Annotated in this window: 13 protein-coding genes and 1 tRNA gene; 8 read left to right on the top strand and 6 right to left on the bottom strand. The window is 68.1% G+C overall.

Annotated elements, in window-relative coordinates:
* Nucleotides 1-127: 127 nt before the first annotated feature.
* Entirely contained in the window at nt 128-1,036 is a 909-nt protein-coding gene (locus ACOQOP_RS14470; RefSeq protein WP_420562511.1) for a pantoate--beta-alanine ligase, read from the top strand.
* Here ACOQOP_RS14470 and gpt read toward each other — a convergent pair.
* The 3 genes from gpt to ACOQOP_RS14455 all read right to left on the bottom strand — a co-directional run bounded on the left by gpt (nt 1,011) and on the right by ACOQOP_RS14455 (nt 3,334).
* The gene (gene gpt / locus ACOQOP_RS14465; RefSeq protein ID WP_420562510.1) at nt 1,011-1,517 is read right to left on the bottom strand and encodes a xanthine phosphoribosyltransferase; all 507 of its coding nucleotides are present in this window, start codon (nt 1,515-1,517) and stop codon (nt 1,011-1,013) included. The genes ACOQOP_RS14470 and gpt overlap by 26 nt on opposite strands.
* A gap of 71 nt (nt 1,518-1,588) precedes the next feature.
* The gene (locus ACOQOP_RS14460) at nt 1,589-2,029 is read right to left on the bottom strand and encodes a DUF4864 domain-containing protein (RefSeq protein WP_420562509.1); all 441 of its coding nucleotides are present in this window, start codon (nt 2,027-2,029) and stop codon (nt 1,589-1,591) included.
* Between the two features lie 117 nt (nt 2,030-2,146).
* Nucleotides 2,147-3,334: a hypothetical protein gene (locus ACOQOP_RS14455; RefSeq protein ID WP_420562508.1), complete on the bottom strand. Its 1,188-nt coding sequence runs from the start codon at nt 3,332-3,334 to the stop codon at nt 2,147-2,149.
* 295 nt (nt 3,335-3,629) lie between these two features.
* On the opposite strand from ACOQOP_RS14455, the gene ACOQOP_RS14450 reads away from it, so the two are divergent.
* From ACOQOP_RS14450 to ACOQOP_RS14425, 6 genes are all read left to right on the top strand, one after another.
* Nucleotides 3,630-3,706, top strand: a tRNA-Arg gene (locus ACOQOP_RS14450).
* 204 nt (nt 3,707-3,910) lie between these two features.
* Nucleotides 3,911-5,161: a branched-chain amino acid ABC transporter substrate-binding protein gene (locus tag ACOQOP_RS14445; RefSeq protein WP_420562507.1), complete on the top strand. Its 1,251-nt coding sequence runs from the start codon at nt 3,911-3,913 to the stop codon at nt 5,159-5,161.
* Between the two features lie 86 nt (nt 5,162-5,247).
* Nucleotides 5,248-6,198: a branched-chain amino acid ABC transporter permease gene (locus tag ACOQOP_RS14440; RefSeq protein ID WP_420562506.1), complete on the top strand. Its 951-nt coding sequence runs from the start codon at nt 5,248-5,250 to the stop codon at nt 6,196-6,198.
* Nucleotides 6,195-7,535, top strand: coding sequence for a branched-chain amino acid ABC transporter permease (locus ACOQOP_RS14435; RefSeq protein ID WP_420562505.1), 1,341 nt, complete (start codon nt 6,195-6,197; stop codon nt 7,533-7,535). Before ACOQOP_RS14440 ends, ACOQOP_RS14435 begins: the two co-directional genes overlap by 4 nt.
* Complete coding sequence (locus ACOQOP_RS14430) at nt 7,532-8,299, top strand: ABC transporter ATP-binding protein (RefSeq protein WP_420562504.1); 768 nt, start codon at nt 7,532-7,534, stop codon at nt 8,297-8,299. Before ACOQOP_RS14435 ends, ACOQOP_RS14430 begins: the two co-directional genes overlap by 4 nt.
* A complete protein-coding gene (locus ACOQOP_RS14425; protein ID WP_420562503.1) occupies nt 8,299-9,000 on the top strand; it encodes an ABC transporter ATP-binding protein in 702 nt (233 codons plus the stop codon). Before ACOQOP_RS14430 ends, ACOQOP_RS14425 begins: the two co-directional genes overlap by 1 nt.
* A 7-nt stretch (nt 9,001-9,007) precedes the next feature.
* Here ACOQOP_RS14425 and ACOQOP_RS14420 read toward each other — a convergent pair whose 3' ends face one another.
* From ACOQOP_RS14420 to ACOQOP_RS14410, 3 genes are all read right to left on the bottom strand, one after another.
* On the bottom strand, nt 9,008-9,325 hold the full coding sequence (locus ACOQOP_RS14420) for a hypothetical protein (protein ID WP_420562502.1): 318 nt from the start codon (nt 9,323-9,325) through the stop codon (nt 9,008-9,010).
* Nucleotides 9,326-9,449: 124 nt separating this feature from the next.
* Nucleotides 9,450-10,889: a mannose-1-phosphate guanylyltransferase/mannose-6-phosphate isomerase gene (locus ACOQOP_RS14415; RefSeq protein ID WP_420562501.1), complete on the bottom strand. Its 1,440-nt coding sequence runs from the start codon at nt 10,887-10,889 to the stop codon at nt 9,450-9,452.
* Complete coding sequence (locus tag ACOQOP_RS14410; protein ID WP_420562500.1) at nt 10,886-11,440, bottom strand: D-glycero-alpha-D-manno-heptose-1,7-bisphosphate 7-phosphatase; 555 nt, start codon at nt 11,438-11,440, stop codon at nt 10,886-10,888. Before ACOQOP_RS14410 ends, ACOQOP_RS14415 begins: the two co-directional genes overlap by 4 nt.
* Nucleotides 11,441-11,602: 162 nt before the next feature.
* Between ACOQOP_RS14410 and ACOQOP_RS14405 the strand changes: the two genes are divergently transcribed.
* The gene (locus ACOQOP_RS14405; protein WP_420562499.1) at nt 11,603-12,406 is read left to right on the top strand and encodes a hypothetical protein; all 804 of its coding nucleotides are present in this window, start codon (nt 11,603-11,605) and stop codon (nt 12,404-12,406) included.
* Nucleotides 12,407-12,409 lie beyond the last annotated feature (3 nt).

The raw sequence follows: 12,409 nt of genomic DNA, 5'->3' as shown, positions 1-12,409 counted from the left end.
GTCTCCTGCCGGAGGGTGGATGGCCGTTTCCGCACTGGGACGGCACGGTCGTCGACGCCCTGCGGTCTCCGGTCGCCTGCGGTTGGGACGCGTGCGACCGGAAGATCAGGGCCATTGGTGAATGCCTATGTCGAAACGGGTTGGAAAATCGGAGAGCGACCGGGGCGGCCCCTACGATCCGGCGGTTTCCTTCAACCTGGAAGGTGACGAGGGAACGGATGTCGAGGTCACCTCCGACATCGATACCCTGATCGGCATTCTTGGCGACTGGCGGGAGGACGGCTGTTCCGTCGGCCTGGTGCCGGTCCTCGGCGAGGCCCATGTCGGCCATCTGGTGCTGCTGGCCCTGGCGGCGCGGGAATGCGACCGGGTGGTCGTCGCCGCCGGACCCCGGGCCGACGTGCTGACCGACCCGGTGGGCCGCTCGCTGCTGTCGCGCAACGGCGCCGACATCCTGTACGCCGCCCCGCGGGAGCTCGATCCGCTCCCGGTCGAGGCCCTGCCCGACTTCGCCGCCGCCATGGAGGGTCAGTACGGCCGCCGGTCGCTGACCGAGGCGGTGGGCAAGATCGAGCGGCTGATCGGGCTGATCGCCCCCGACCGGTTGTACCAGAGCGGGGCGGTGTTCCAGCGGGCCTGCGTGCTCGCGTCCCGGCTGTCCGGCCGCGACGGGGCGCCGCTGATCCGGGTGGTGGATGCCGCGCGCGGGCCCGGCGGCATCACGCCGGTCGCGGAGATCGACCGTCTGGACGAGGCGGGCCGCGAGCGGGTGGCCAATCTGAGCCGGATCCTGCAGCGTATGGCCGGGCGTCTTGCCGACGGCGTCAGCACCCCGGCCGGCGAGGTCGCCTGGGGGCTGGACGCGCTGAATGCCGCCGCCTTCGACGGCATCGACTACCTGGAGGTACGTAACCCGCGCACCCTGGAGCCGGTGGAGCGGGCCGGCGCACCGGCCCGGGTCTTCGTCGCCGTGCGTATCGGCGAGCTGCGCTTCGTCGACAGCGTGCCGGTCAGGTCGCCGGACGCAGACCGATGATCGGATCGACCGGGCGCGGCTCCAGATCCCACGGGAAATAGATCCAGGTGTCCTGGCTGACCTCGGTCACGAAGGTGTCGACCAGGGGCCGGCCGGCGGGCTTCGCGTAGATCGTGGCGAAATGCGCCTTGGGCAGCATGGCGCGCACCACCTTGGCGGTCTCGCCGGTATCGACCAGGTCGTCGACGATCAGCCAGCCGGCGCCGTCGGTGGTCATGGACGGCGGCTTCACCATCTTCAGCTCGCCACGCGGGCCGTTATAGCCGGCGTAGCTGGACACGCCGATCGTGTCGATCATGCGCAGTTCCAGCTCGCGGGCGACGATCGCGGCCGGCACCAGGCCGCCGCGGGTGATGCCGATGATGCCCTCGAACGGGCCGACATCCAGCAGCCGCCAGGCCAGCGCCCGGCCGGTCCGGTGCAGCTCTTCCCAGGACACCGGAAAGGAGCGACGCAGGTCGTCGTTCTTGCTTGCATTCATGGGGGAGTGCCTCCGCGCCGCCGTGATGCCCCGGCTATACCGGCCTCGGGAAGCGGTGGCAATGCGTGAGCTCAGGTGGTGCGGTCGGGCAGGGCCTCCAGCACGACGCCGTCGATCTTCCAGCTCCCGTCCGGCTGCTGCTCCATGAAGTAGAGCGCCCGCCGGGCGACCCCGTCCGGGCCGACCACGAAGACCGGCTGGGTCGGTCGGCCGTCGAGCATGGTGGCCTCCTCGAACTCGAAGATCTGGGGCCGGGCGACCGCCTCGTAGGCGCCGGTCACCATCGACCGGAACCGGTCGGCATCGCCGAACATCGTGCGGATACCCGGGGAGGCGTAGGAGAAGGCGGTCTCCCAGGCATCGGCGCGGAACGCCTCGACCTGGGCCGAGATCACGCCGCGGAAGGCGGCGGCCTCCTCGGCCGTCTGGGCGGCGGCGGGGGCCGACAGCAGGCCGAGGGCGAGAAGCATCGCGGCGAGCGGGTGACGCAGGCGGCTAACGATCCGGGTCATGGGGCACCTCCACCGGTCTTTACGTCAGGCGGTGCGGATCCGGATCACCGGTTGCCGGAAAGAGAAGGGGCGGCCCGGATGATCTCCGGCCGCCCCTTCTGTTCCAGTCATCCGCGCTCAGCGCACGTAGATGCGGACTTCGTTGGTGCGCGCATCCGGAGCCGACTGGGCCGACAGGGCGACCCGGCCCGGCGGCAGGCCCATCTCCTGGAGGCTGCGGAACACGGTCTGGGCGTTGCGCTTGGCCTGGTTGGCATCGAGCGCATTGCGGCCCTGGTTGGCCGATTGCGGGCTGACGGCGATCACGTCGAAGATCGCTTCCGGACGGGTCTCCAGGGCGCGGCGCACGGCGCTGTACAGCGGCTGTTCGTATTCCACGCCCGGCCGGTCGAAGCGGATCACCACCAGCGGCCGGCGGCCGGCCACACCGGTGCTCGCCGGGGCCGGGAAGCTGGCGCCGCCCGGGGTGGCTGCCATGCCGGTCCCGCCGAAGGAGCGGTTGGCCAGGCTCGTGCCGAACAGCTCGCCGTTCTTGATCGCCACGGCCATGGTGTTCAGGTCGTTGCGCTCGTTCGCGGCGTAGGAGCTCTGGCGGCGGATGTCGTCGCTCAGCTCGGTCAGCAGCCGGTCGATCAGCACGACGGTCTGGTTGGTGTCATCCTCGAGGATGGAGAGCTGCTCGTGGTCGGCCTCCACCGCGCCCGACAGGCCGTAGGCGGCCCGCACGGATTCCAGGAGGTAGGTCGACAGCGCGGCGTCGGACGAGACCCGGTTGGCCAGCGCGTTCATGTTGGAAATGTCGGTGTTCACCTGCTCGAGCTGGCGCTGGGCGCTGTTCCACTGGTCCACGAGCTGGGGGTTGCCCGGGGTGGTGCCGACCTGGAGGCGGGATTCGATGCCGGCGACCGTCTGGTGGTAGTTCAGCGCGTTCTGGGCGGTGGTGGCGCGCAAGGACTGCAGCGTGCCGTTATGGCCGCGGATGCTGTCCTGCAGGCGGACCAGGTCGCCGCGCAGCTGGATGACCTTCTCGCCGACGAAGGTGCCGGTCGGCTCCATCGTGGCCGGCGGGCGGACCTCGAAGTTTGTGCTGCCGAGCGGCGGCGGGCCGCCGATCAGCGGCGAGCCCGAGCGTTCACCGGCGGACGGCTGTATGGCCACGCTCTGGGCGGCCGGCGCGTCGGCGCTGGGCGCCTCGCCGGTCAGAGACGGCCACAGCGAATCGCTGCTGAACGAGCACCCCGCAAGGGCGAGTACGCCGGCACCGACAATGGCCAGGCGGCGCATGGAGTCGAACGATTCGATCACCGCGTCATCCCTTTTAATTCCCAACCCGGACCCCCGAAGAACGCGTGCCGCTCCCCTCGCGACTGGGCGCGCCCATGATGCGATACGCGGCGTTAGGAGCCAAGGGATGTCTCTTCCGAGATTTCCATCGGCATTTATCCAGCGACCCCGCTCACAAATCACTGCTGGGATACTACTTAAACCACGGAATCCGAACAAGTTCTTTTGCCCGAAGCTTTTTCGTATCAGGGCTCTTGCCAAGCGGGAGGGGTTTGAGTAGGTTGCGCCTCCTTCGCGGGGGGCACCCCACGAAACAGCGCCCGTAGCTCAACTGGATAGAGCACCTGACTACGGATCAGGAGGTTGGGAGTTCGAATCTTCCCGGGCGCGCCATCTGCCTTCCCGAACAGCTCAAAGCCACAATGACCGCCACTGCGCGATCTGGCGCCGTCTGCGGTCGCGTTTCGCGCGAATCGGCTGCAGCCGATGCCGCCTGCCGCCGCGCTTGACCGGCTCCTGGGCACCCGCCATGCTTTCCGAAGCGGCGGATCACCGCGACCAATAAGTGGTGACCGGCCCGTTCAGAGGGAGGATGACATGACGGTTACCCGTAGGGCGGCGCTTGCCGCCACGCTCGGTCTTGCCTTGGCGGTTTCCGCCGGCGCCGAGGCCGCAGACCCCATCAAGATCGCCTTCATCGACCCGCTTTCCGGACCCTTCGCCACCACCGGCGAGTCCGGCCTGCGGTCCTTCGAGTACGCTGCGGAGGTCCTGGTCAACGAGAAGGGCGGCGTGCTCGGCGGCCGGACCTTCGAGATCGTGCCGCTGGACAACCAGATCAGCCCGAAGGAGAGCCTGATCCAGCTCAAGCGGGCGATCAGCGACGGCATCAACTACGTGGTGCAGGGCAACTCCTCGGGCGTGGCCAACGCCCTGACCGACGCTATCGAGAAGCACAACAAGCGCAACCCGGACCAGCGCGTGCTGTTCCTGAACTACTCGGCGGTCGATCCGGCGCTGACCAACGAGAAGTGCAATTTCTGGCACTTCCGCTTCGACGCGAACGCCGACATCAAGATGGACGCCCTGACCGACTCCATCGCCGAGAACCCGGACATCAAGAAGGTCTACATCATCGGCCAGGACTACAGCTTCGGTAAGGCGGTGGCCGACGCGGCGGTGAAGATGCTGGGCGAGAAGCGCTCGGACATCGAGATCGTCGGCAACGAGCTGCACCCGATCGGCAAGGTGAAGGACTTCACCCCCTACGCCACCAAGATCAAGGCGTCGGGCGCCCAGGCGGTGATCACCGGCAACTGGGGGGCGGACATGGTCGGCCTCGGCAAGGCGATCATCGAGGCCGGGGTCGACGCGCCGATCTACACCTATTACGGCGCCCATGACGGCATCACCGCCACCTTCGGCGAATTGGGCGAGGGGATCATCCGCTCGGTGCGCGAAGGCACGCTCAATCCGCCGACGCCGGAGTTCAAGGCGCTCAACGACGGGTTCAAGGCCAAGTACCCGGACAACGACATCAACCAGCCGCGCATCTTCAACACCATCGCCATGCTGGCCAAGGCGATCGAAGAGGCCGGCACCACCGACCCGGTGAAGGTCGCCTATGCCCTGGAGGGCATGGAGTACGACACGATCATGGGCGGCAAGGTGTGGATGCGTCCCTCGGACCACCAGGCGATCCAGGACGTGCATATCTCGGTGCACACCAACAAGGACATCGTGGTGGACGCCGACAATTCCGGCTACGGCCTGATGGACGAGAAGACCGTCGCCATGGCGGGCAAGGACAGCCCGACGAGCTGCCAGATGGAACGGCCGGACGCCTGATCCGGACCAACCGCGCGGTGCCGGTCCCGCCCTGTCCGGGGCGAACCGGCGCCGCCGACCGCCATGGCAGATGACGGGACGGGCGCATGGTCGAACTTGTGATTTTTTCGCTGCTGAACGGGCTGGTCACCGGCCTGCTGCTGTTCATGCTGTCGAGCGGGCTCACGCTGATCTTCAGCATGATGGGCGTGCTCAACTTCGCCCATGCCAGCTTCTATATGCTGGGGGCCTATTTCGCCTACACGATCTCCACCTATGTCGGCTTCTGGCCCGGGCTGATCATCGCGCCGCTGCTGGTCGGCGTCGCCGGCGCCTTGGTGGAGCGCTACGGCCTGCGTCATGTGCACAAGCACGGCCATGTGGCCGAGCTGATCTTCACCTTCGGCCTCGCCTTCCTGATCGAGGAGATCGTCCAGTTCTTCTGGGGCAAGGCGACCAAGGACTACTCCGCGCCGGAGATCCTGCAGTTCCCGCTGTTCACGCTCTACGGGCAGAACTTCCCGGCCTACAAGGCTTTCATGATCCTGATCTCCGTCGGCATCTTCATCGGCCTGTTCACGGTGCTGAGCCGCACCCGGGTCGGGCTGATCATCCAGGCGGCGATCACCCACCCGCACACCGTCTCCAACCTCGGCCATAACGTGCCGCTGGTGTTCATGGGCGTGTTCGGCGTCGGCTCGGCCCTGGCGGGCCTCGCCGGGGTGATCGCCGGGCCGGCGCTCGGCACCTTCCCGGGCATGGCCTTCGTGCTCGGCTCCATCGTCTTCGTGGTGATCGTGGTCGGCGGCCTCGGCTCGCTGGCCGGCGCCTTCGTCGCCTCGCTCCTGATCGGCTGGCTGCAGACCTTCGCCATCGCGCTAGACTGGTCGGTCAGCGACCTGCTCGACCTGCTGGGCATCAGCTTCGACTCCGAGCACGCCCTGCGCGATCTCTGGACCCTGTCGCTGCCCCAGGTGGCGCCGATCCTGCCCTACATCCTGCTAGTCCTGATCCTGATCTTCCGCCCGCGCGGGCTCATGGGGAAACGCGAGACATGAGCGCCACCGAGACGCGGTCGGCCGCGACCGCCGCCGTGGCCGGGCCCGAGCCGGCCTGGAAGCGGGTCGCCGACGACCAGATGCGCCGCGGCGCCTTCCGCCGCACCCTGCCGATCTGGGGCGCCGCCTTCGTGATCCTCATGATCATGCCGCTGCTGTTCCCCTCGGCGGTCGGTGTGACGATCATGAACCAGATGGGCATCTCCATCGTCTTCGCGCTCAGCTACAACATGCTGCTGGGCCAGGGCGGGATGCTGTCCTTCGGCCATGCGGTCTATTTCGGGCTGGGTGGCTTCCTGTCGGTCCATGTGATGAACTACGTGGAGTACGACGGCTGGTGGCTGCCCCTGCCGCTGCTGCCCTTCGTGGGCGGGCTGTTCGGTCTCGCCTTCGCCATCCCGATCGGCAGCTTCTCCACCCGCCGGGCGGGCACGGTCTTCGCCATGATCTCGCTCGGCGTGGGCGAGCTGGTGGCCGCCTGCTCGATCATCTTCGTCGCCTTCTTCGGCGGTGAGGAGGGGGTGAGCGGCGACCGCACCATGGGACCGCCGGTCTTCGGCACCGAGTTTCTCAGTGAGGTCGAGGTCTATTACCTGATCGCCGGGATCGTGCTGATCGCCGCGCTGTTCATGTACCTGTTCTCCCGCACCCCGGCCGGCCGAATGGCCAATGCCGTGCGCGACAACGAGGAGCGGGCCGAGTTCGTCGGCTACAGCCAGCGATATGTCCGCTTAGTCTCATTCTGCGCGTCCGGCTTCTTCGCCGGCATGGCGGGCGGCCTGTTCGCGATCAACTACGAGATCCTGACCGAGGAGAACCTGAACCTCGTGACCTCCGGTTGGGTCTTGCTGATGGCCTTCATCGGCGGGGTCGGCTTCTTCGTCGGACCGATCGTCGGCGCCATCGTGCTGACCCTTCTGCAGACGGTGCTCTCCAACCACACCGAGCTTTGGCAGCTCTATGTGGGCATCCTGTTCGTGCTGACGGTGATGTACGCGCCGCGCGGCCTGACCGGGCTGGTGGCGATGCACGCGCCGGCGCTCAGGACCGGCCGGCTCGGATCGCTGGCCTCGGCCTATGCTGTCGCCCTGGTGCCACTGCTGGCCTTCCTGGCGGGCGTCATTCTGCTGCTGGAGATGGGAAACATCGCCAATCAGAGCGTCGTCGGCGAGAGCGAGGCCCATGTCTTCGGCCTGACCCTGGACGTCTCCACGGTGCTGCCCTGGGTGGTCGCCCTGGTCCTGGCCGGCGGAGGCGGCTACGGGTTGATCCGCCTCGCACCGCGTCTGCGCGACGCCTTTGCCAGGGCCAACGGTCATATGGGAGCCGCGCCATGACCGCCGCCCTTCAGATGCAGGGCGTCCGCAAGAGCTTCGGACCCACCGAGATCATCCGGGGCATCGACCTGGAAATCCCGACTGGCGAGCGCCACGCCATTATCGGCCCGAACGGGGCTGGCAAGTCGACCCTGTTCCACCTAATCAGCGGCAAGTATTCCAAGACCGCCGGCACCATTCTTCTGAACGGCACCGAGGTCACCGAGCTCCAGCCCTATCAGATCAACCGCATGGGGCTCAGCCGGTCGTTCCAGATCACCAACATCTTCCCGCGGCTCAGCGTGTTCGAGAACGTGCGCTGCGGGCTGCTCTGGTCGATGGGGTACCAGAACAGTTTCTGGCGGCTGGTCGATACCGAGCGCGCGCTGAATGAGCGGGCCGCCCAGATCCTCGACGAGATCGGCCTGCTGGCGCGCTGCGACCTGCCGGCCGGGGTGCTCGCCTATGCGGAGCAGCGGGCGCTGGAGATCGGCATCACCATCGCCGGCGGCGCCGACGTGATCATGCTGGACGAGCCGACCGCCGGGATGAGCCACAGCGAGACCGAGGGGGTGGTCGACCTGATCCGCCGGGTCACCCAGGGCCGGACCCTGGTCATGGTCGAGCACGACATGGGCGTGGTGTTCAACCTGGCCGACCGGATCTCGGTCCTGGTCTATGGCGAGATCATCGCCACCGGCACGCCGGAAGAGGTGCGGGCCAGCAAGGCGGTGCAGGAGGCCTATCTCGGTGCCGTCGAGTCCGCCGAAGAGGAGGTGCACTGATGCTCCAGGTCACCGACCTCCATGCCTATTACGGCAAGAGCCACATCCTGCAGGGCGTCAGTTTCGAGGTGGGCGAGGGCGAGATCGTCAGCCTGCTCGGCCGCAACGGGGTGGGTCGGACGACCACCTGCAAGGCGATCATGGGGGAGGTGCCGCCGGTCGGGTCCATCCGCCTGCGCGGCCAGGAGATCGCCGGGCTGAAACCGCATCAGGTCGCCCATCTGGGCATCGGCTACGTGCCCGAGAACCGGGATATCTTTCCCACCCTCACCGTGCGCCAGAACCTGATCCTGGGCATGAAGTCGGCCAAGCCGAAGCCGGACGACCGCTGGTCGATGGACGACATGTTCGAGCTGTTCTCCAACCTGAAGGAGCGGGCCGACGTGGTGGCCGGCGCCCTGTCGGGCGGTGAGCAGCAGATGCTCACCATGTGCCGGACCCTGATGGGCGACCCGGACCTGGTCATGGTGGACGAACCGACCGAGGGGCTGAGCCCGCTGATGGTGGAGAAGGTCGCCGTCCTGCTGGAGGAGATCGCCCGGCGCGGCGTGGCCATCCTGCTGGTCGAGCAGAAGCTGACCATCGCCCTGAAGATCTCCCAGCGCCTGCTGGTGATGGGCCACGGCCATCTGGTGTTCGAGGGCACGCCGGCGGAGTTCGCCGCCAACGATCAGGTCCGCCGGGAATGGTTGGAGGTCTGACGGACCGTCAGTCGCTCTTGGTCTGGCGGATCTCGGTCACGTAGCCGGCCTGGATCGCCCGGTAGTAGGTGGCGGCGCACAGGGCGGTCACCGCCTTCTCACCCCGCTTCAGCGCGGCGCGGAGATCGGCCAGGGCGGCTTTCTGGTTGGCCGAGCCGAACATCGACCGGCTCGACGGGTCGCGGCCGATCCTGTCCGCCAGGTCGCCGCCGTAGCAGTAATGGATCACCGCCTCGTAATAGCCGGGGCCGCGATCGGCCGCCTGGGCGACGGGGCTGAGGAGAAGGGTGAGGAGGCAGAGAGCGGCAAAGGCGAAGCGAGGCATGTCGGTCGGCACGGGATCCAGGGGGCGGGCGAATCACCCCGGGAGTCTTCCATATTCGGATTAATTTTTTAATAAAATTTTGGAGATTTTTGAGAAGCCTTTGAGCGGCATTCCGCATGCCCCGCTACGAGGCGCCGCCGCGGCCGTAGACGTCGTCCATCCGCACGATATCGTCCTCCGACAGAAGGTCGCCGGACTGGACCTCCACCACCGCCGCCGGGGATGCGGTCACGTTCTCCAGGCGATGCACCCAGCCCAGCGGGATATCGATGGACTGGTGCGCCGAGAGTTCCACCACCTCGAGCCGGTCGGCCGCCGGGCCGAGAGTGACCCGCACCTCGCCCTCGATCACCACCCAGTGCTCGGCCCGGTGGGCGTGGGTCTGCAGCGACAGCCGGCCGCCCGGCTTGATGCGGATCTGCTTCACCAGGAAGCCGTCGCCCATGTCCAGGTTGCGGTACGAGCCCCAGGGGCGGTGCACCACCGCATGGCCGTCGACCTCGCCATGGCCGTCCGCCCGCAGCCGGTCGACAACGGTGCGGATCTCCTGGACCCGTGAGGCGTCGGCGACGAGTACGGCATCCTCGGTCGCCACCACGACGGTGTTGCGCAGGCCCAGGGTCGCGACCAGCGGGCCGCTGGAGAGTGCGACCGTGCCCTGGCTGTCCAGGTGCCGGACCGGCCCGGTGGCGGCATTGCCGTCGCCGTCTCTGCCCAGCACATCGGCCAGGGCGTCGAACGAACCGATATCGCTCCATCCGGGGTCGCAGGCGATCACCGAGGCCCTGTCCGTGCGCTCCATGATCGCCACGTCGATCGAGACCGTCTCCATCCGCCGATAGGCGTCGTCGGCCAGCCTCAGGAAGTCGAGGTCGGTGCGGGCGCGGGACAGGGCGGCTCGGCACCGGGCCAGGAGCTCGGGCTCGAAGCGGGCCGCCTCCCGTTCCAGGGTGGCCGCCGAGGCAAGGAAATTGCCGGAATTCCAGAGATAGCCGCCATCGGCCAGATAGCCCCGTGCCGTCGCCGCATCCGGCTTCTCCACGAACCGCGCCACCGGGCGGGCTCCGTCCGCCGCCTCCCCGCCGGCCAGGATGTAGCCGTAGGAGGTCTCGGGCCGATCCGGGGCGATGCCGAAGGTCACGATCCGGCCGTCCCGCACCGCCGGCAGGGCGGCGGCGATCGCGTCCAGGAAAGCCTTCGGCCGGGTCATGGCATGGTCGGCCGCCAGCAGCAGAAGGACCGCGTCCGGATCGTCGGCCAGCAGGTGCAGTGCGGTGCAGATGGCCGCCGGGGCCGAGCCGCGCCCGACCGGCTCCAGCAGGATCGCCGCAGGCTCGATCCCGACCGCCCGCATCTGCTCGGCGACGATGAACCGGTGCTCGGTAGTCGCGACCGCGACGGGCGGGGCGAAGATCGCCGGGTCGGAGACCCGCAGGGCGGTGGTCTGCAGCATGGTGTGCTGGCCCTGCAGGGTTAGGAACTGCTTGGGATAGGCCGTGCGCGACAGCGGCCAGAGCCGGGTGCCCGCACCGCCGCAGAGCAGGACGGGATGGATCCGCGTCATCCGCGCTCTCCGGTCCGCGCGGCGAGGATGCCGGCGACGAAGCTGTCCAGGTCGCCGGCCTCGAACAGGTAGCCGTCGATCCCGGCGGCGGCCGCCGCCGCCATGTCGCTCTGCTTGTCGCCGATCATGAAGGATCCGGCCCGGTCCACCGGCCAGGTTTCCATCAGGTCGAGCAGCATGCCCGGGGCCGGCTTGCGCCAGGAGGCCTTGTCGGCGAAGCGCACGCTCTGGTGCTCGGGATGGTACGGGCAGTAGCGCCAGTCGTCGATCCGCGCGCCCTGGCCCAGCAGCGTCTCGCCCATCCAGCGATGCAGGCCCTCCACCTCCTCGGTGCCGTACAGGCCCCGGGCGACGCCCGACTGGTTGGTGACGACGAAGACCCGGTATCCGGCCGCGTTCAGGCGCGCCACGGCCGCCGGCGCGCCGGCCACCCAGGCGATCTGATCGGGCCGGTGGGCGAAGCCGGTATCGACGTTCAGGACGCCGTCCCGGTCGAGAAACACGGCAGGACTCCGCTCGGTCTCCGGCACGGGCGGCGAGAGGCTGGGCATTGGTGGCATCCGATTCGTTTCCACCCGGCCTCTATAGGACGTCGCGGGCCGGGAGGCGACTCGCGAAGGCCCCCCGAGTCGTTTGCTGGTCTCTGAAGGAACACACGTTATTCGCGTATGACTGTTCTCTTAACTCGGGCTATCAGGGATGGGAGTCGAGCCATGAGTACCATACCATACAAGAACCGCCTGCTGGCGACCGTCGGAACCCCGGCCCTGCCGGAGCGCGACCTGTTCGCCGAGTATTTTCTTCGGCTGAACGCGCTGCTCGATCAGTACGGGCTGGAGATGGCGGTCGATGACGACATGAGCGGCTTCGACCAGGTCTGCCGGGAGACCGGCAAGTTCATGCCGAACGCGTTCAACCCGGCCGCCGTGCCGTTCCGACGCGGGGCGGCGGTCTGGATGAGCGTGCAGGACGTAAGCTCGGAGCGGATCGCCACCTTCGCCATCCGGCGGTTCGACCTGGGTCAGCGCACGCTGGGCGACTGGCTGTCGACCCTGTCGTTCTTCTACAACACGCCGGCCCGCGACATGGCGAGCGGCGAGCGTTTCGTGCTGAGCGAGGAGGCCGACGCCTATGCCAATTCAGTGCGGCGGAGCTGCACCTATATCGGCGGGCTGTGGCTGGCCCCGGCCTGGCGCGGCCGCACGGTCCTGGCCGAGGTGCTGACCACGGCGGGTTGCGCCCTGGCCCTGGCCAAGTGGGACGCCGCCCCCATGGTCTCGATCGCCGAGGACGAGGTCTATGCCAAGAACGCCTCGAAATACCGGTTCAACGAGGCCCATTCCGGCGTGCGCTGGCTGCGGCCGCACAAGCCGGAGCGTACCCGGATGTGGCTGCTGGGCCGGACCCGGGACGCGGTGGTCGCCGATGTGGCGCAGTTCGTGGAGCGGCCGGACGCGCATCCGCTGGTGGCGGCCCCGGTCGAGGTCCCGGCGCGGGCGGTGCGAGGCGGGGGCTGAACG

This window comes from Thalassobaculum sp. (assembly GCF_965223715.1).
GTDB lineage: Bacteria > Pseudomonadota > Alphaproteobacteria > Thalassobaculales > Thalassobaculaceae > Thalassobaculum.
The sequence above is the reverse complement of the archived record's forward strand: the minus strand, read 5'-3'. Positions and strand labels throughout refer to the sequence as shown.